General features: G+C 62.6%; 19 protein-coding genes. 7 read left to right on the top strand and 12 right to left on the bottom strand.

Annotated features, from left to right (window positions below):
- Nucleotides 1-27 precede the first annotated feature (27 nt).
- On the top strand, nucleotides 28-1,089 hold the full coding sequence (locus FPZ61_RS09195; protein WP_185464669.1) for a type I restriction endonuclease: 1,062 nt from the start codon (nucleotides 28-30) through the stop codon (nucleotides 1,087-1,089).
- A gap of 128 nt (nucleotides 1,090-1,217) precedes the next feature.
- On the opposite strand, the gene FPZ61_RS15885 is transcribed toward FPZ61_RS09195, so the two are convergent.
- The 6 genes from FPZ61_RS15885 to FPZ61_RS09170 all read right to left on the bottom strand — a co-directional run bounded on the left by FPZ61_RS15885 (nucleotide 1,218) and on the right by FPZ61_RS09170 (nucleotide 5,788).
- Complete coding sequence (locus FPZ61_RS15885) at nucleotides 1,218-1,331, bottom strand: IS3 family transposase (protein WP_370594281.1); 114 nt, start codon at nucleotides 1,329-1,331, stop codon at nucleotides 1,218-1,220.
- A 95-nt stretch (nucleotides 1,332-1,426) separates the two neighbouring features.
- Nucleotides 1,427-2,185, bottom strand: a complete 759-nt coding sequence (locus FPZ61_RS09190; RefSeq protein WP_185464670.1) for a hypothetical protein — start codon at nucleotides 2,183-2,185, stop codon at nucleotides 1,427-1,429.
- 247 nt (nucleotides 2,186-2,432) lie between these two features.
- On the bottom strand, nucleotides 2,433-2,930 hold the full coding sequence (locus tag FPZ61_RS09185; RefSeq protein ID WP_185464671.1) for a hypothetical protein: 498 nt from the start codon (nucleotides 2,928-2,930) through the stop codon (nucleotides 2,433-2,435).
- Entirely contained in the window at nucleotides 2,930-4,408 is a 1,479-nt protein-coding gene (locus FPZ61_RS09180; protein WP_185474808.1) for a hypothetical protein, read from the bottom strand. The genes FPZ61_RS09185 and FPZ61_RS09180 overlap by 1 nt, the downstream gene beginning before the upstream one ends.
- 327 nt (nucleotides 4,409-4,735) lie before the next feature.
- On the bottom strand, nucleotides 4,736-5,056 hold the full coding sequence (locus FPZ61_RS09175) for a hypothetical protein (RefSeq protein WP_185474807.1): 321 nt from the start codon (nucleotides 5,054-5,056) through the stop codon (nucleotides 4,736-4,738).
- Between the two features lie 6 nt (nucleotides 5,057-5,062).
- The gene (locus tag FPZ61_RS09170) at nucleotides 5,063-5,788 is read right to left on the bottom strand and encodes a hypothetical protein (protein WP_185474806.1); all 726 of its coding nucleotides are present in this window, start codon (nucleotides 5,786-5,788) and stop codon (nucleotides 5,063-5,065) included.
- A 454-nt stretch (nucleotides 5,789-6,242) separates the two neighbouring features.
- Between FPZ61_RS09170 and FPZ61_RS09165 the strand changes: the two genes are divergently transcribed.
- Entirely contained in the window at nucleotides 6,243-6,827 is a 585-nt protein-coding gene (locus tag FPZ61_RS09165; protein WP_185465356.1) for a tyrosine-type recombinase/integrase, read from the top strand.
- A 185-nt stretch (nucleotides 6,828-7,012) separates the two neighbouring features.
- Here the strand turns inward: FPZ61_RS09165 and FPZ61_RS09160 are convergent, their stop codons facing one another.
- The 4 genes from FPZ61_RS09160 to FPZ61_RS09145 form a co-directional block, all read right to left on the bottom strand.
- On the bottom strand, nucleotides 7,013-7,441 hold the full coding sequence (locus FPZ61_RS09160; protein WP_185466290.1) for a hypothetical protein: 429 nt from the start codon (nucleotides 7,439-7,441) through the stop codon (nucleotides 7,013-7,015).
- 258 nt (nucleotides 7,442-7,699) lie between these two features.
- A complete protein-coding gene (locus FPZ61_RS09155; RefSeq protein ID WP_185466288.1) occupies nucleotides 7,700-7,930 on the bottom strand; it encodes a hypothetical protein in 231 nt (76 codons plus the stop codon).
- A 150-nt stretch (nucleotides 7,931-8,080) separates the two neighbouring features.
- Entirely contained in the window at nucleotides 8,081-11,053 is a 2,973-nt protein-coding gene (locus FPZ61_RS09150) for a PriCT-2 domain-containing protein (protein WP_185466286.1), read from the bottom strand.
- Between the two features lie 100 nt (nucleotides 11,054-11,153).
- Nucleotides 11,154-11,330 (bottom strand): CopG family transcriptional regulator, encoded by a 177-nt coding sequence (locus tag FPZ61_RS09145; RefSeq protein ID WP_185466284.1) that lies wholly within the window; start codon nucleotides 11,328-11,330, stop codon nucleotides 11,154-11,156.
- 416 nt (nucleotides 11,331-11,746) lie between these two features.
- On the opposite strand from FPZ61_RS09145, the gene FPZ61_RS09140 reads away from it, so the two are divergent.
- Nucleotides 11,747-12,229 (top strand): hypothetical protein, encoded by a 483-nt coding sequence (locus FPZ61_RS09140; RefSeq protein ID WP_185466282.1) that lies wholly within the window; start codon nucleotides 11,747-11,749, stop codon nucleotides 12,227-12,229.
- Here the strand turns inward: FPZ61_RS09140 and FPZ61_RS09135 are convergent, their stop codons facing one another.
- Nucleotides 12,230-14,086, bottom strand: coding sequence for a recombinase family protein (locus FPZ61_RS09135; protein WP_185466280.1), 1,857 nt, complete (start codon nucleotides 14,084-14,086; stop codon nucleotides 12,230-12,232).
- A 22-nt stretch (nucleotides 14,087-14,108) separates the two neighbouring features.
- On the opposite strand from FPZ61_RS09135, the gene FPZ61_RS09130 reads away from it, so the two are divergent.
- Nucleotides 14,109-14,390, top strand: coding sequence for a YraN family protein (locus FPZ61_RS09130; protein ID WP_185466278.1), 282 nt, complete (start codon nucleotides 14,109-14,111; stop codon nucleotides 14,388-14,390).
- Here the strand turns inward: FPZ61_RS09130 and FPZ61_RS09125 are convergent.
- Nucleotides 14,375-14,710, bottom strand: coding sequence for a hypothetical protein (locus FPZ61_RS09125; RefSeq protein ID WP_255441498.1), 336 nt, complete (start codon nucleotides 14,708-14,710; stop codon nucleotides 14,375-14,377). The genes FPZ61_RS09130 and FPZ61_RS09125 overlap by 16 nt on opposite strands.
- An 85-nt stretch (nucleotides 14,711-14,795) precedes the next feature.
- Between FPZ61_RS09125 and rsmA the strand changes: the two genes are divergently transcribed.
- From rsmA to FPZ61_RS09110, 3 genes are read left to right on the top strand one after another with little or no spacing between them, the layout of a single operon-like run.
- Nucleotides 14,796-15,656, top strand: coding sequence for a 16S rRNA (adenine(1518)-N(6)/adenine(1519)-N(6))-dimethyltransferase RsmA (rsmA, locus tag FPZ61_RS09120; protein WP_185466276.1), 861 nt, complete (start codon nucleotides 14,796-14,798; stop codon nucleotides 15,654-15,656).
- On the top strand, nucleotides 15,649-16,659 hold the full coding sequence (ispE, locus tag FPZ61_RS09115; protein ID WP_185466315.1) for a 4-(cytidine 5'-diphospho)-2-C-methyl-D-erythritol kinase: 1,011 nt from the start codon (nucleotides 15,649-15,651) through the stop codon (nucleotides 16,657-16,659). The genes rsmA and ispE overlap by 8 nt, the downstream gene beginning before the upstream one ends.
- Nucleotides 16,656-16,970, top strand: a complete 315-nt coding sequence (locus FPZ61_RS09110; RefSeq protein ID WP_185466274.1) for a DUF3082 domain-containing protein — start codon at nucleotides 16,656-16,658, stop codon at nucleotides 16,968-16,970. The genes ispE and FPZ61_RS09110 overlap by 4 nt, the downstream gene beginning before the upstream one ends.
- The last annotated feature ends 140 nt before the right edge of the window (nucleotides 16,971-17,110 follow it).

Here is a 17,110-nt window from a genome sequence, read left to right as displayed (position 1 = left end):
CTGTTCTTTCGCAATACCTCCCGGGAAATGGATCTGATCGACCACCTTCAGACACTCGCTGCACGTGCTCAGCAGGCAGGACCGAGCCTCACCAACGAGGAGGCCACAAAGATGGCCCTGATCGCCCCATTCCTGCAGGCACTCGGTTACGACATCTTCAACCCGATGGAGGTCAAGCCGGAATTCGCCGCAGACCTGCCAGGCATCAAGCAGGGTGAGCGTGTGGACTATGCCGTTCTGGAAAACGGCGAGCCAAAGATCCTGGTCGAAGCCAAGCCTTACACACTTGACCTAAAAGATGCCGAGATGGGGCAGCTCGCCCGGTATTTTCATGCCACCAGGGCAAGGATTGGAATCCTCACCAACGGGCGTCTGTTCAGGTTCTTCAGCGACTTGGACGATAAGAATAAGATGGACACTAAGCCCTTTGCAGAAGTCGACCTGTTCGATCTGCGCAGTGCCCCGCTCGATCAGATCAAGCAGCTTTCCAAGTCGATGTTCGACCTTGACAAGCTGCTCTCTGCTGCTGAGAGGCTTAAGTACCTTCGTGGCGTCAAGGAGCAGATACGTGCCGAGTTGACAGACCCCAGCGAATGGTTGGTGCGCGAGATGACGCGGCGTGTCCATTCCGCTGAACGGATCAGCGGCCAGCTACTTGAAAAGTTCAAGCCGATCGTGCTCGATGCCGTTAAGCTCTACATCAACGATCGGATCAATGACCGCCTCAGCGAGGCCATGGCCCGTGAGAAGACTGCAGAGGAGCACCCACCAGTCGAGGAAGAGCAAGTACCAGATGATGGCATCGTCACCACGCCAGAGGAACTGGAGGGCCTCTACATTGTACGGGCTATCTGCGCCGCAGAGATTGATCCCAGCCGCCTCTCCGAGAAGGATACCAAAACCTACTGCAATGTACTGCTTGACCAGAATAGCTGGAAGGCCGTTGTACGGCTTTACTTTAATGGCTCACAGAAGAAGGTAGAGATTTTCGATGAAACCGAGCCTAGGCAAGTACCGATAGATGTTGTTGGTGACATATACAAGTATGCCGAGCGCGTAAGGGCGGCACTGAGGGCGAAGCTCCAGTGAGTTTGAGTTGCCTGCAAGGAGCGCCTGGTCGTAATAGTCACCCGTCAGGTGAACTGGCCTCCATAAGTGCCAGCACCTTATCCACCAACTTCTGCACTGTGGGGTTCCCCCGATTTCGTGGACACTGATCAGGGGTTCACAGGAGCAAGTGTAGAGGTCGCGATGAACCGCTGCTCGTAGTCGATCGGACTGACGTAGCCGATCGTTGAATGGCGGCGTTCGCGGTTGTAATACCCCTCGATCCAGAACGCCAGATCGTGCTGCTGCTCTCGGGGGTGAGATCAAGACTTCTGACTAAAACTGTTACCCCTTGAGTGTGGGGCTTTCACAAGCATCCCTAGCTCAGCGGCTCCAGATTGCACCTGCAACGTGGATGAGCAGGGATCGGTGGGAAGGCAGTGCGATCAGCTGCTATCTGCAGATGCAGTGGCCGACAGATTGAACACACCCCTTCATCAGCTGCTGTCACCCATTGCCAGGCCCTTGGCTGCACCATTGACGGTGCGGTGCGCCAGGTGATCTCCTGCTGGGTCTGTGCGTGCTGCCAGAAGGCGCTGTCCACGGTGACCTGCAAGGCATTGCGAACGGTGGCGCTGATGGCGGCGGCCGCTTCACTGGCCAGTGCACGAGCGCGTTGGTCACGCTCCCAGCCAGCCCTGGTGGCGGTCTCCACCCGCCGGAGCAGCTGCTCCATCCAGCGGGAGGGGCTGGTTCGCTTCGTCCAGTCCGCCAGGCTCTTGCCGTCCACTTCCACCGCTCGCAGCAGCATCGCTGCATCCAGCTGCGGAAAATCGGTGCGGCTGCCAGGCAGGCGCCCCGCAGCACGGCGGCGGATTTCAGGCGTTGATGTCGCCAAGGCCCTGCTCAGTTCACTCGCCAGCGCATCATTGATGGGGGCCAATATGGCTTCGGCTGGCCCATTCACTGCCACCAGTCGCTGTAGTGCCGATTCACGCTCCAGATCGCCACCAGGCAGTGCGGCGATCAACTCTTCCAGCTTCCCGATGGCATTGACCACCACAGGCTCCAGTGCTTCGAGGACCAGCTGCTCTCGGCTTTTGACGTAGAGATCCAGAGCTTCACCGTATTCGCTCATCGTGGCCACCTCAGCGCCTGCTTGTAACTCAGAACAGTTTCCTGCTTGATCTCAACAGCCTGTCGCTCAGAAGTGCGCCGTAGGGCGAAGACGCACTTGCTGTGGCTGCCGGTTGCAGGCATGTCTGGGTTGTTCACAGCCTGATTCTAAAGCCAGTGATGAGCGCTACGAATTACCAGCTACTCCCAGAACTTCTGTCGGCTCGGTACTTCCGCGGCCCGCCGAGCACATTCATTGAGCAGCTGGTTCAGATGTCCGACCAGTAGTTGCTTGGCTGGGTCGGGCTTGGCTGCTCGAGCCGCTCCGCACGGGCAACTGCCCCCCTCCCTATGTCGCGGGCATCCCACACGCTGATCCCTTCCGGCTGCCTGGCTGCGATCTCTGAGCGGTGAGCCCTGACCAACTCGCTGATGGGTTTGTTGCCCCCTCGGGCGGTGATATCTCGGTAGACCCAGAAGATACGGATCAGGCCGTGCTCACCCTCGACTCTTTCCAGAATTCCGTCGATGGGCACAACGCCAGAAGGCCGGCAGACAATTTCTCCATAGAATCGGCGAGAGGCCTGCTCGGTGAGCCGCACGCAGCATCGAGGAGCCAGCGGACTCCACAGCTCACGCAGCCTCAAGGCCTCTCTGCGGCGGTTCTCGTTGAGCTGACGGATACCAGGCTCAGCCAGTCGGGCCAAGGCCTCCTGCTGGGCCAACAGGGCGGTGTCGGACCAGTTGAGGCTGTTACGCAGCCCCATCACCAGACCCTGTAGTTCGTGGAGCCACTCGTGTACCTGCTGCCATACCAGGCCACCGCGTACCTGACCGCATCCACGGCATGGTCAATTCCAGTGCCGTCGGCGATCACCTCCACGTCCCGGGGGTGCGTCGGCAGGCTCGGCATGGTGGCCTCCAGGCCCTCGCACGCCACGCTCCACATCAGCCACGGGCGCTCGTGATCCACCCCGGTGGCCTTCAGTCTGTTTCTCAGCATCGCCAGGCCCACGTTCATGGGGGTGCGTGCCTTCTCCGCCGGCAGCAGCCGCACACCGCCGGCCCTGAAGTCCTCAGCCGTTGATCCCTTCTCACTGCCGGTCCGGTTGAACACCGCGTCATCCGCCAGGACCTTCAGATCCTCAGGTTCCACACCCCACCGCTGCAGCCACTGCCGCAGCACCCCTGCCTGCTCCGCTGAACTCAGGCACGGCCCCCGCCGCCAGTCCCGACGCCCACCAGCACCAGGCGCTGCCAGATACAGCTCATCAGCCAGCAGCAGGCTTCCCTTCGGGCAGTCGATGAACGGCGGATCAGGGACGACCAAAAAGAAGCAGCTCGGGGCGCTGTAGCCGAAGTCGCCGCACACGAAGGCCCTGGGGCTGTGCGTCTTGAGGTTGATCTGCCCGGGCCTGATGTCCACACGGCACCGCGTCGGGCTCCAGCAGCTGGCGAAGAACGACCCGCCCAGGTCCAGATCCCACCGGCCCTCCAGCAGCGCCGCCAGCATCGCCGGGTCTCCCCCGGCCATCAGCTCGACGTTGCGCTTGTATGCCTCCCAGTCGATGTGCGGGTTGATGCTGGCGTTGGCCGTGACAAACACCACCCACTTCTCGTAGGTGGCGCTCCAGAACCGCTTTGGCTGCATCGGCCCAGGCAGCCCAGCAGGTAGCGCAAACCTCTCCTTCAGCCAGACATGCCCAGGGCCTCCGGGGTTGGCCAGGAACACCTGCCGCGTCTGTACCCCAGGCTTTGCTCTGATGATGCCGGCGAGGGTGTCGTAGAAGTCAGGTGAAGGCATCACACCCACTTCGTCGTGGATGGCCACGCACTTACTGCGGCCCTGCAGCCTGTTCTGTGCCCTGATCTGCTCTAAAGGGCTGCTGGCGGAATAGGCCAGCTCACATGTGCCGTACGGTGCTGACTTGCCTCCAATGCGGAATGTGTTCTCTCCCGCGTTCCATGTGGTGCCCGGGTAGGCCAGCGTCAGATACTTGTAGAGCAGCGTCTGCAGCTCTTGAAGCGCTTGGAATGTGCTACGAGTGATGAGGCAGTGGTACTCATCCTTGAGGATCTTTGCGTCCCTGATGACCAGCAGCACAATGCCGAAGGTCTTGCCTGTTGCCTTCGCTGTCGCCGCTACGAGGATGTGATCCAACGGCACATCCAGCATCAGCTGCTGCAGCTTGTTCGGCTCCAGTACCTGCTGCTGGATTGGACCCGGAGGTGCAGTGCTGACCATCGGCCACAAACTTGTTGGGCTCACCCTAGCTGAGAACTTGCGGGCTGGGAAACATAGACTTAGGGTACTTTCGTGGGCGGGCTTGTGTATTGCGGCGCTCAGAAATTGAGCCCCTACCCCCCTTCTTGCTGTGCTACAGGTAGGTTGATAGGTGATATGTATTGGTTGGGGATCTGGTGGGACTGGTACCTGGCGGTTGGGTAATCGCTACCATACCCCGGGTCAATCGTGCCCACCTGTGGTGTGATGGTGGGTTCCCATCCTGCCCACCAGGTCAAAAAAAGCGGCCCGATGTGGACCGCCTGGGCGTGAGAATTATCGTGATTCTCAGGGGTCGAAGCTGAGGTGCCGTAGCTTCAGCTTGCTGCAGGCTGAGGTGAGCCCGGCCAGTGCGTTGAGCTTGGCTTCATCATCAGCAGCACCGCGCACCAGCTGCACGTACTGCTCGGCGATGAACTCGCCCAGGTCGAAGCACTGACGGCAGGACTGCTCAGCGCCGGCGTCAGACTCAGCGGCTGCCAGCCGTCGGTAAGCGCTGGCAGTGCTGATGCCGTATTGCTCCACCAGGCGCTCGGCTGCATCCTTGCGCGGCACGCCATCGGTCAGCAGTTCGGCGGCGGTGGTGAGCTGATCTTGGGGGTGATCCATGACAGATCAGCGGTCAGGGTTGATCTCGTCCAGCAGCAGCCGGGCTCCCCAGGTCATCGCCAGATTGACGTAGGCGGCTGCCATGTCGTCGGGATCTTCGATGGTCTGGCCTTCCAGCGCTTCCAGAGCACTGGTGCAGCCGATGGCCTCGCAGTAGTCGTCGAACAGTTCGCGGATGTCCGACTCTTGCTGATCCCAACGGCGCAACAGATCACGCGTGTAGCACTCCGCCAGGTTGACCCAGTCGGAATGGTCAAAGTCCTGCAAGGATTCTGGGCAATCATCGAAGCGTTCGATGATGTCGTCGATGGCATCGTTCTGGCTGCGCTTGTCCCAGTCGTCAGCAACCCAACGGCTGCCAACAGCCTGGAGTTGAGCCCGCAGGCTCACCGGCTGCCAGCACAGATCGGAGCCGTCACCTTCAGAGAAGCCAAGGTGCCAGCCGTCCGGTGCATGGTCGTTCAGTGTGTCGATGGCGTTCTCGATTGTTTCGCCGGCTGTTTCTGCCAGATCGTCGGGCAGGTCTTCGATGGTCTGGGTAGAGAAGCAGGCAAGACGCTGAAGCTGAAAGGTGAGCGGATCTCTCTCCATGGCTGGGCCGAAGCCCAGACGGTCGAATTCACCCAGCAAGGCATCCGCCAGGTCAGATGACCGGAGCGTGCGAATACTGACGCTGAAGCCTGCCTCCAGGTCGTCAACGTCGATCTGACCGAGGGTCGCAGTGGTAGTCATGGCTTGGGGCTCCCTGGCGGGGGAGGTCGAATGTCTCCGCCAGGTCCCCTCCAATCTACAGCCGACTTGTCGTTTTGTGGGAGCTGCGACTACCAGGCAGACCGCCTCTGTAACAGTCCACTTGTCGTATTAGATAGAAGGTCAACGGGCAGACAAGTCAGAGTGGCAGGTGTACCGCTGAGGGGCAGGCGGGCAGGCGGCGGCTCAGGCACCCCCAGGCGGGCAGGCAGGCACCCCCCAGGCGGGCAGGCGGGGTGCTGGCCCGCAGGCGGCACAGGTGGGCGGCTACCGCCAGCTCAGGCAGCAGCCACGCTGGACGCCGGCCCGTGCCAGCCGTCGCCTTGAGTGGCTCGCCTTGAATGGCCGACTTGACGTTGACACAATCCCTCAGATCACCTGTTAAATGCTTTGACTTGTCGTAGGCTGAATGGGATTCAGCAGACAAGTCGGCATCATGCCCAAGACCAATGGCAGCGGTCAGGCACGCACCCTCACACCCGATGACCTGGAGCGGCTCTTGAATGCGGCTCCATCACCTGAACAGCGCTGCCTGTGGGCAGTCATGCGCTGGACAGGCAGCCGTGTCACAGAAACGCTCAAGCTGCGTTGGGGTGCCATACATGATGATCACATCGTGTTTGTCAAGCAAACCACCAAAACACGCAAGACCCGTGAAGTGAAGATTGGCGAACGCTTGAATGCAGAACTACAACTTTATCGTGAACACTGGGCACAAAGGCATGGACGGCAGCCAAGGCCAAAGGATCTAGCCTTCCCTGGCAGGTTCGGCCTGGCTGAACCTATGACCAGACAGGCGGCTGACCTAGCACTACGGCAGACATTGAATGGACTTGAACTGCCGACTGGCATCAGTCTCCATAGCTTCAGGCGCAGTCTGGCTACAACAATGGCGCAGGGTGGTGCCAGCCTGCGGACAATCTCACGCTTCACTGGTCACGCATCACTAGACCAGCTTGCTCGATACGTTGATGTCACGCCCAATGATGAATTGGCAGCGCTGGCATTGATTGGCGGTTGATAGCAGGGGCGTCCGTGCGGCCAGGGTGCTGACCGAAATCCGTCAGCTGACTTTTTCGGTCACCCAGCCCTGGACCGTCTGTCCGGTACGCCCGTGGCGTCGCTGATGCCAAGGCGCAGCGGATGCTGGATGTAGCGGTGGAGGAGGGCCTGCTGCCGCCGAAGTGAATGCCCCTCTGGCCGCCCTCAGGAGGGCTGGGCGGGGGAGTCCACCCCTGAGCTGCCCTGAATGGCACCTGTGGGGCTCTCTGAGGGGCTCTCCGTGGCCGTGGCGTCCACTGTGGTGGTGTTGGTACTGGACCAGCGCTGCTCGAAGGTGCAGCCATCGCTGGGCGCGGCCAACGTGATGTTTGTGACCTGGTTGCCGCCACTGCCCTCGATGGGGCCGTCGAGCAAGCCAAGCAACCTGGCGGCCCGGTCCAGGCAGCGTCCGGCTTCGCCGATCAGCTTGGCGTCCATCGGCTTCACCGTCGTGCGGACAGGCGTGCCATCAGGCGCCAGCTCCACCACCCGCTGCCCGTTCTGGCGCTGCTCCTCGATCTCACTCAGCAGGTGATTGAGCAGGATGCGGTGTCCACCAAGTAGCTGGCTGCGGGCGATGGACGTGTCATCCATCAGTGCCACACCATCAGGTGCCTCCTGACAGTCACGCCAAGCAGTGTTGGGACTGATGCCCATTTGCGCTGCAATAGCCCGGAAGCTGTAGCCCCGGATGCGAAGTGCCCACACTTCCTGCATTCGATCAAGGGTCTTCAGCTCACTGCCATATGTGCCCTTATCGGTCTTTACAGGGTTGGTTCTACCGCGTCGTGTCCGATTTGTCTCTGCCATAGCCATCATTCTGCCGCAGCTAATCACGGGTGGCCGGGCAAGTCAGAACAGTTCAGCTTGGTCAGCCTGATCTTCACGTCGCAGCTGCTCCAGGGCGAGGTCGATCTGAATGCGTGAGATGCCGTGGCCCTTGAGGGCATCGTAAGCGGTGAGGCTGGCACCGACGCACCAGGGGACGATGCCTGTCTGGTCGATGGCGTCCTTGATGCGACTGGAGCCGGCCTGAAGGCGGTCACCCGGGGGGCGCCAAGGACTGAGAACAGTTCTCAACAAGGGCACACTTTCAGCAGCAGCAATTAAATACCCTCATTTGGGCCAGGACTGCTTTGTGGTGAAGCCCTGCGCTAGTACAAACAAATCACTGCCAGTGGGCCAGGACTGCTTTACTACTACACAAAGCAGTCCTGGCCCAAATCGGGGTATTTATTTTCTGGCCCAGAAACCAGCAGGTTGAGCAGCCAGCCAGGCCACTGCTGGATGGATCTGGAGCTTGCGGGGCCGTCCGCGTGGGCGGGGTCGTGCAGCGTCCTCAGCGTCAGCGGCCCTCCAGGGCGCCAGCAGCAGCAGATCAGCCCAGGACATGCCGCAGGCCTGCAAGGCGGCCTTGAGGGTGCTCCTAGGCGTCCCTGAGGCGGTGCAGAAGGCAGCCTGCGTGACCTGGAAGGCGCCTTGACCGAAAAGCTCGTCGAGATCGTTGCTGGCCTTGGCGATTGTCTGGCGGTGCGGGTCAGCAGCGAACCAGGAGAAGTCCTCGGCTTTGGCCTGTGTGATGTCGATGCCCATGCCAGAGAGATCGGCATTGGTGACGAGAAAGACCTGGAGCTGATCATCGGCATCAAGGTCAATGGGCCTGAGTCGATGGATACCTTGGATCAGTTCTTCACCGACCTGCTTGAGATACCAAGCATCAAAGTCCTGTTGAGTGGCATCAGGGTAATGAGCGGTGAACGTAGCTTTGGCATCACCGATGGAGATCCAGGGCAGGCCAAAGCAGATGAGAGCAGCGCAGGAGCGTGCAGCATTGGAGCCACGATTATCAACGTGCCACTTGAGGTCACCTGAGCGTGCCTTACTTCCTTGGTCAATGACGGCAACAGATGGTGTCCGTCCATGCGGCAGGGGGTGTCCTTCCCAGATGTACTTGTGTTTGATGTGATCTTCGATAGCAGCGGCGAGAGCATTACGGCGTTGCGTTTGGGTAGGTCGGCGGTTGGCAGTAAGAGCGCCAAGGCATGGGATCTGAATGAACTGGATGCGGTCAATGCCTGTATCGGCTCTGGTGGCGAGGGTGGCGGCTGGCACGTCGGGATCAGCAGAGAGGCAGGAGAGAGTGTGAGCAGGGTCCGTAGTGGCATCAAGAACGACAGCGCCTGCAACGTTCTGGATGAGACGCTGCAGGGCATCAGATGGGACGGTTAGGGCAATGCGTGGCTCGACCTTTCCCTGAGGGTGATCATCGGAGCGGATGGCGCCATAAAAGCCCAGAAGGGCACCTGCAACAGCAGGGAACAGGAGAGGGGAAGTGAGCTGTGATTCCTGTTCGGGGTGTACGTCATCCGGCGACTCAACTGGTTCAGTGGCGAGATCAGCCCAGTGTTCGGGGATCTGATCACCATGGATAGCGCGGAACGCTTCGATCCAATCCTTCATGTACTCCTTGAGATCAGCAGGATCAAGGCCATAACGCTTGTTTTTAGGCGTGTTGATCTCCAGGTCGCGCAGCTGCTCCACAAGAGTACGGGCCAGTTCATCATTCCTGAAGCGCCCATCATTCCTCAGGTATTGCAGCCAGGTATCAAACCGCTCATAGACGATCTCATACTTGATGCTCTGCGCCTTGCTGATCAAATTGGCTTCATCAAAGACGATGACAGTCTTGGCCTTCAGCTCATCAGGGAGCGTGCTGATAACAAAGGGCAGCAGGTCAATGTTGGTGCGAACGAACTGCGTGCGACCCTTCTGCCAGAACGCAAGGAAGCGATCACGCTCAGAGATGAAGCTGCAGGTTGCTTTGCGTGGGCAGGCATTGCAGAAGCCCTTGATGTGTCCTGTCTTTGCACCCTGCCGCTTGAAGTCACCAAGGTTCCAGGCGTAATGACAGGTGGCGCTCTCGACAACGGGCAGGTCGTCGTCTTTCTGGTCACGCCTGCGGGTGCGATGGACAATATCAAACTTCACTTCAACTTCCACGACATCACGATGCCTGGCAGGAGGCTTGACGTAACGATTCAGCGCAGGGAATGACAGATTGCGATAGCTACTGTTGACGTAAACCACATGCTTGATGTCAGGCAGTGTGGCCAGAGCCCTGTTGATGTCATGGGCATGTTTGGTCTTACCTGAGCCGCAGGGGTCTTGCAGGATGACAATGGGTGGCCCTTGGGCTCTGAGCCGTTGGAACTCACGGGCAATGAGCGGTGCAACCGCTTCACCTTCGGCAACAGCAATATGGCGATCATGTTGGTAGGTAGGGCCTGGTCTTGTCGATCTGCTCCTGGCGTACCCGTGCTTCGCTCCCCACTTCAGTAGGGAGCCCATGCCGATCTTGCGGCCTTTGTATTTTCCGAATGACTTCCAGCGGGTATGACATTCCTTCTCATCAAAGGTTGGCATGGCCCTTGACCATTCAACCCAATGCGTCACATCACAGCCAAGGTGATGCAATGCCATGCCGACCTTCAGCCAGGAGTCATGGTCCTGGTATTCCAGAGGCGGCAGGAAGCCGATGATCTGCAGCGCCTCAATGGCATCAGCTTCAGTTGGTTCAGGCTGTGCCTTGTCATCAAACTGCTCCTGCAGCAACAGTTCCAGCAACCATTCCGGCGCTTCAGCTGGGTCGCCAAGTTCCTGCGGGCTGCAGCCTTCCAGCCAGTGATAGGCGCCTGTCTGTGGATGCCTGCCGCAGATGACGGCCTGGTGACGATCCCAGCGCAGTTCCCATAGGGTGCGTCCATCCTCTGAGTTGAACGCTCTGCGGTTTCGCAGGTATGGCCACCACTCCTGCGGCACAGCAAGAGCGCGACCTGATCGTCCTGGTTTGCCGCTTGACCAGGCAATGGTGCTGGGCAAATCATCAACAGTGCGGCCGCTTTCCTTCTGGAACGATTCAGGCCAGCCGTGATCATCAAGATCCACCACCAGCACACCGCTGACGGGGCCAGTGAGCAGACCAAGGGCTTCAGGTCTGTTGCCGTTCAGCTCAAGGAAGAAGTCAGCATCGAACTGGAAGCGATCAAACCAGTCCTTGGGGTCTTTGTTGCCATGAAGATCCGCAGGATGCTTGTCCTTGACGGGCACGAACCGCCAATCAAGCGGCATTGCCTGCAGATCACTGTCTGAAACGATTCCGACTGTTGCGCCACTGCGCTGACTGGAGTCGGAATCGGCTAAACTCACTTTGTTGCTCAGTGATCCCTGCCGCTGTTTGCCCTGGAAAGTGGCAGCGACAGGGGTGGACAGGGGGCGGGGCTACCTGCCCCTTTTCAATGCCGGCGGGTCAGTCCGTGAGCACAACGGGCAGCGGCTCATGCTCAAGGGCGCGCTCGACGATGCGGCGGACGTATTCAGCGCGGGCCAGCTCAGAACGCTGAGCGGCGGCATTGAGCTTCTCCAGCAGGGTGGGCTGGAAGCGGATCGTGACCTGCTGCTTGTTCGGGGGCGGGGCGAATGCCATGCGGGTTTGGCGGCGACTCCACGGACCCTACGTCACATTCAGCCGCTGCAATCGCCCGCCGCCCGCTGACACCGCTGCCCCTGCAACTGTTGTGTCACAGCTATCACTGCATCAGTGCATGTCTAAGGCACACATCAATGCTTTAGTGCACACTATCAATGTGATGCAGGGTTGCACTAGGGGTGTGGGATGAGAGTGTTAAGAATTGTGGAAGGTGGCTGAACGGGTGCTGGCCGAGGGCGTGGATTTCCAATCCACCCTGGAACCATTACCCCTTGACGTAACAGGGGATGGTGTTACGCCAAGCCGTAATGACTCCAAGGGCTCGGCCAGTACCTGGTGCCGTTACCTCTTGACGTAACAGCACTGCCCCGTTACGCTAAGGGGTAATGACACCAGGGGCAACCTGGCCACGCATGGACGCACGCAGCTACTTCATGGCCAACCAGCTCGGGCGGCGGCAGGGGGCACTCCTGGCCCAGCTGGAGCGCCTTACCTGCTGGCCGACGGCCACCAAGGTCCACCCCACCTACATCTCCGTCATCGACGACTTCGCGGAGGGCGATTCAAGGTTTGAGATGACCACCACCTACGTCTTCCACCTGGCCGCTTGCCAGACCTGCGGCGAAACCTTCGCCAGTCGGCTGCGAATCATTGAGCGCAATGAGTTGCGGAGCCTTCAGGCGGAGAGCACCGAGCTGGCCTCGGACGGCGAATGTCGGTGCTGCCGTGACGCGACCCTGAACCGCCAACGTGTCGCCCGCCACCGCGCCAAGCATCGCCAAGAGAAGCAGCCGATCACCTGCGAGCACTGCGGCACCAGCTTCACGCCGAAGCGGTCCACCGCCCAGTTCTGCTCCACCCGCTGCCGTGTGGCCGCCAGCCGCGCCAAGGCCTGATCAGCGGGCCGTCACCTGCCCGTCAGGCCCGATCTCAACCCGCCCGCCACCAGGCAGCTCCACCCATGCCGACCCACCGCTGGCGACGGCTTCCGCCACCTTCGCCAGCAGCTGCTCCATGCTCTCGACCTGCGGGCGGGCGTAGTCGGTGTCGGCCTGCCCGCGTTGCAGGTTCTGCAGCGCCATGCCAGGCACCAGCGGCTGCCAGTCAGGTTCACCATCACCAACCACCAAGGCCATCCGCTGTCCTTTGGCATCCAGCAGGATCTGCACCCCCAGCCGCCTGAGCAGGGTGTTGATCGTTCGTCGCTGTTCTGGTGTGTCATCACCGGCAGCAAAGTCCTGCAGCATTCCCTGGACTTGTTCGGCTGCGGCGCCTGCTGATGGTTGGGTCTGGATGGCGCGGATCTCTGCCGCCACCCCCGCCAGTGCCTCCTTGGTGGCGACCACGGCAGCCGCTGCTTCCTCGACGGCCTGCTCATACACCGCCACCGCCGCAGCACCAGCCATGGCCCGATCACGCAGGGCAGCGGCGGCATTGGCGGCGCGGCTCTCCACCTGCGCCAGCTCGTAGGTGAGTTGCCCCTGGCGGGCCAGCAGCGCCGCCAGGTGACCATCACCACCGCCATCAACCAGTTGCGCCAGTGCATCACCCCGCAGGCGGGTGAGCAGGGCGGCATGGACCGGTTCAACCCTTATCGGCGGCACACTGCAGCCGGTCTGCCCGCGTTCCCTGGCGCGGCATATCAAGTAGACGTAACGCTGTTCGCCCTTCACCCCGCTACGTCTGCGGGGTTTCACACTGCGAGCACCAATCGGGCCGCCGCATGTGCAAGTGGTGATGCCCTGGCCAATGAAGTGCACCCGATCACGACGACCCTTTTCTTGCGGGCTGGCAACACGTGCCTTCATCGTTGCCAACAGGGCAGCGTGTTCTTCGGCGGTGAGGATGGCGGGGAAGGTGTCTGCCGCCTCGGAGTAGGTGCGCTTGGGCTTCGGTGGCAGGTCCGCGCCGGTCCTGTTCTGCTCAGTCAGGCGGGCGCACTCAGCCCGCCAGGCTTTCACCTCATCAGCGTGGCCCGGGGCAGACACCCGCCTGGCGCCATGGATGGCGGCGCTTTGCAGGACAGCAGCAACAGTGCGCTGTGACCATGGTAGTCCCGCCGGGCTGAGATGCCCTTCGGTGTTGAGCGTCCGGCAGGTCACCTGCTGACCGTGCTCCCAGCTCAGTTCCACCAGCCGCCTGACCGTGGCGACGTAAGGGGTGAACTGCCAACGCTGCCCCTTTTCATTCCACTCGATCCAGGACGGCGCCCAGCCGATGCAGACAGGCTTGCCGTTGAGGATGTCGGCCCGATTGGCGGCGCGGCGCTGGGTGATGTAACCGCTCAGCTTGCGGGCGTAGTCGGCGGCGGCCTGAGACTTCACCACCAGCACCACTAGACAGGACGGATCGCGGTTGAGGCGCTCCAGGGTGTAGCTGGCGCCATCTTCCAGAGTGACGATCTCGACGCCAGCGCGGACCAGGGGCGAGACGATCTGATCAAGGCTGTCGAGCGGCTCCAGACGCGAGAGGCGGGTGAAGTCCTCGATCAACAGGACTGGCGATGCGCCCAGGTCGCCAGCCTTGGCGGCGGCCAGGAAGCGATGCAGGGCAGCACCTTCCTTGAGGTGATGACCCTTGCTCGCGGAGCGGCCTGGATCAACCAGAGCGAGGCTGTCATCAAGGGTGAGCCCACGGGCAGCGGCCCAGGCGTCAGCCTGCTGCACCTGACGCTGGATGCCGTCCCCCCGCTGGGCCTGATGGCCTGAGCTGACCCGTGCGTAGGAGAAGCAGCGGCGGGCTCGAGCGGTCATCACGGTTGTTGTTTTTAGGGCTATGGTACGTCTCGACCTGGTGGTGGCCAAACCCGGCCGGCTGCTGGTGGTGGAGGTGAAGGGCCGCCGGCGCTGTGGCGCCGATGGCTGGGGCGTGGCTGCCCTGGGAATCGTCAAGCGTCGACGTCTGGCCAGGGCCCTGAGCTGCTGGCTGGCCGAACACCCCCACCAGGCCCAGCTGCCCCTGGAGGTGGTCTGCGCCCTGGTGCCCCTGCCGCCAGCGGCGGGTCCGGTGCGCTGGCTGCGCCTGGAGGGACTGGAAACGGCTCAGGGGGACGGCTGAGGATCATCCGGTTGCAGCGGTTGCAGCGGCTCGGGCTGGCTGTACTCCACCGTGCAGCGGTAGCGGTAGTTGCCCATGCCCACCGTCATCTCCTGACAGCGATGCCGCCCCGGTACGGCCCCCCGCGGCACCAGTTGCCGGGCCCTCTGCAGGGCATTGCCCTTGTCCCAGACGGAGTCGGCGCTGACGCTGCCGGAGCGTGCCGGCGCCAGCCCGACCAGGGAGAGCAGGACCGCAGCTGCAAGGCCCCGGCCCCAGGGCAGCAACCAGGCCATGGCTGACCTGGAGGGGAGGAAGGAGCGGATCTGGACGGGGCGCATCGCGGCCAGGCAGGTCTGTGCTCCAGACCTAGCCAGGGATCGGCAACCCGGCCGGGCAATCTGGGTGTTCCACCCGTCCACGCCCATGTCCTTCGGGGGCCACCGCACCCGCAAGCGCTTCGGTCAGCACTGGCTCACCGATGCCACCGTGCTCGAGCGGATCGTGGCGGCGGCCGACCTGCAGCCCGGGGAGAGCGTGCTCGAGGTGGGTCCTGGCCGCGGAGCCCTCACGGAGCGGCTGCTGGCCACGCCGCTGGCGGAGCTGCAGGCCATCGAACTCGACCGCGACCTGGTGGCGGGCCTGCGTCAGCGCTTCGCAGGCGATCGAAGGTTCCAGTTGCTGGAGGGGGATGTGCTGCGCCTGGATCTGCCCCTGGCCGACAAGGTGGTGGCCAACATCCCCTACAACATCACCGGGCCCCTGCTGGAGCGGCTGGTGGGTCGGCTCGACCGCCCCATGGCCGTTCCCTACCGGCGGCTCGTGCTGCTGGTGCAGCAGGAGGTGGGTGAGCGGATCCGGGCGGTGGCCGGCAGCAGCGCCTTCAGCGCCCTGAGTGTTCGCCTGCAACTGCTGGCGAGCTGCCGTTCGGTCTGCACCGTTCCCCCGCGCTGCTTCCAGCCACCCCCCCGGGTGATGTCGGAGGTGATCGTGCTCGATCCGCTGCCGCCATCAGGGCGGCTTCAGCCCGAGCTGGCCGGGCGGCTGGAGGGCCTGCTCAGGCGTTGCTTCGCCGCCCGGCGCAAGATGCTGCGCAACACCCTGGCCGGGCTCTGGAGCGAAGGGGAGCTGGCCGAGCGGGCCGGGCGCGCCGGGGTTGTCCTGCAGCAGAGGCCCCAGGAACTCTCCCCGCAGCAGTGGGTGGAGCTGACCCGGCAGCTGGGTCCCACCGCAGAGAACCCAGCCATGTCGTTCTCCCCCTTCCCCGATGACCCGTCCCATGGTTGACCCCTTGCTCCAGGACATCAGCGCGGCTCCGCTGCTGGTGGAGGCACCGGCCAAGATCAACCTGCATCTGGAGGTGCTCGGGCTGCGGGGCGATGGCTTCCATGAGCTGGCGATGGTGATGCAGAGCCTCGATCTGGCCGATCGCCTGGCGATCGAGCCCCGAAGCGATGGCGCGATCCTGCTGCGCTGCCAGGACAGCCGCCTCCCCACCGATGGAGGCAACCTGGTGGTGCGGGCCGCCGAGTGCCTCAGGCAGCACGCCGGCAGGCCTGATCTGGGGGCCACGATCGAGCTGGAGAAACGCATCCCGATCGGCGCCGGCCTGGCCGGGGGCTCCAGCGACGGGGCCGCTGCCCTGTTGGGGCTCAGCCAGGTCTGGGGTTTGAAGCTCGACACCGACGAGCTGCGACTGCTGGCGGGGGAGCTGGGTTCGGATGTTCCCTTCACCCTGACCGGCGGCACCCAGCTCTGCTTCGGCCGGGGGGAAATCCTCGAGCCCGTGAAGCTGCCCGAGGCTGGCCCCCAGGGGGTGGGAGCCCAGGGGGCCGAAGACCTGGCGGTGCTGCTGATCAAGGATCCAGCCGCCAGTGTCTCCACCCCCTGGGCCTACGGCCGCTGCCGTGAGCTCAGGGGGGATTTCTATCTCGCCTGCGAGAGCGACTTCGAGCAGCGTCGGCAGAGCCTGCGCGGCGGAGCGCTGCTGGCCGCCCTGCGGGGGGAGCGGGGCCTGCCGCCCCTGCGCAACGACCTGCAGGCGGTGGTGGAGCCGGAGCAGGAGAGTGTGCGTCTGGGGCTGAGCCTGCTGCGTCAGGCCAGGGATCCCCTGGCGGTGGCCATGAGTGGGTCAGGGCCGAGCCTGTTCGCCCTCTTCGCCGGTCTGGAGCGGGCCGAAGCGGCCCGTGGTCAGCTCGGGGATGCCCTGGCCGCTGGGGGCTTCGAGGCCTGGTGCTGCCGCTGCAGCAGCATGGGCGTCAGGATTCTGCAACCAGACGAGGCCCCATGAGCGCTCCGGAGCCCATCGAGTCACAGCCGGGCGCACCCCGCAAGGGTCCGCTCAGTTTTCTCTCCGGCGCCCTCACCAGCGGGCTGCTGGCCTGGGTCTGCCTGGGCCTGAGCCAGCGGGTGGTGGCCTGGTACAGCCTGCATCCCCCCCACTACAGCAAGCCCTTCGCCCAGAGCATCGGCACGGCCATGAAGACCCTGGTGGTGGGCATGAGCTTTCTGGCCACCTTCACCTTCGCTTTCGTCGCCCTGGGGTTGACCCTTGTCTTCATTCGCAGCTTGCTGCCGGTGGACCAGGGCGAGCCTTCCTAGTCTTCAGGCCAGCCCGTTACCGCCATGACTCCCCACGACCTCGGCCTGCTGGCCCTGCTGCTCTCCCCGGGCATGCTGCTCTCGGTGCTGCTGCTGGCCACGTTCGCCGCCGGTGGGTGAGCCCACCGGTCAGCTCCCGC

The organism is Synechococcus sp. BSA11S, assembly GCF_014224355.1.
Lineage (GTDB): Bacteria > Cyanobacteriota > Cyanobacteriia > PCC-6307 > Cyanobiaceae > Regnicoccus_A.
Note: the sequence above shows the minus strand (reverse complement) of the source record. Positions and strands in the feature narration are given on the sequence as shown.

Coding starts and splice junctions, on each gene's coding strand:
- FPZ61_RS09145 (WP_185466284.1), bottom strand. CDS start 11,330: ATGGCATTCGCCCCGCCCCCGAACAAGCAGCAGGTCACGATCCGCTTC.
- FPZ61_RS09165 (WP_185465356.1), top strand. CDS start 6,243: ATGCCCAAGACCAATGGCAGCGGTCAGGCACGCACCCTCACACCCGAT.
- FPZ61_RS09160 (WP_185466290.1), bottom strand. CDS start 7,441: ATGGATGACACGTCCATCGCCCGCAGCCAGCTACTTGGTGGACACCGC.
- FPZ61_RS09170 (WP_185474806.1), bottom strand. CDS start 5,788: ATGACTACCACTGCGACCCTCGGTCAGATCGACGTTGACGACCTGGAG.
- FPZ61_RS09135 (WP_185466280.1), bottom strand. CDS start 14,086: ATGACCGCTCGAGCCCGCCGCTGCTTCTCCTACGCACGGGTCAGCTCA.
- rsmA (WP_185466276.1), top strand. CDS start 14,796: ATGTCCTTCGGGGGCCACCGCACCCGCAAGCGCTTCGGTCAGCACTGG.
- FPZ61_RS09130 (WP_185466278.1), top strand. CDS start 14,109: ATGGTACGTCTCGACCTGGTGGTGGCCAAACCCGGCCGGCTGCTGGTG.
- ispE (WP_185466315.1), top strand. CDS start 15,649: ATGGTTGACCCCTTGCTCCAGGACATCAGCGCGGCTCCGCTGCTGGTG.
- FPZ61_RS09190 (WP_185464670.1), bottom strand. CDS start 2,185: ATGAGCGAATACGGTGAAGCTCTGGATCTCTACGTCAAAAGCCGAGAG.
- FPZ61_RS09195 (WP_185464669.1), top strand. CDS start 28: ATGGATCTGATCGACCACCTTCAGACACTCGCTGCACGTGCTCAGCAG.
- FPZ61_RS09175 (WP_185474807.1), bottom strand. CDS start 5,056: ATGGATCACCCCCAAGATCAGCTCACCACCGCCGCCGAACTGCTGACC.
- FPZ61_RS09185 (WP_185464671.1), bottom strand. CDS start 2,930: ATGGGGCTGCGTAACAGCCTCAACTGGTCCGACACCGCCCTGTTGGCC.
- FPZ61_RS09110 (WP_185466274.1), top strand. CDS start 16,656: ATGAGCGCTCCGGAGCCCATCGAGTCACAGCCGGGCGCACCCCGCAAG.
- FPZ61_RS09140 (WP_185466282.1), top strand. CDS start 11,747: ATGGACGCACGCAGCTACTTCATGGCCAACCAGCTCGGGCGGCGGCAG.
- FPZ61_RS09180 (WP_185474808.1), bottom strand. CDS start 4,408: ATGGTCAGCACTGCACCTCCGGGTCCAATCCAGCAGCAGGTACTGGAG.
- FPZ61_RS09125 (WP_255441498.1), bottom strand. CDS start 14,710: ATGCGCCCCGTCCAGATCCGCTCCTTCCTCCCCTCCAGGTCAGCCATG.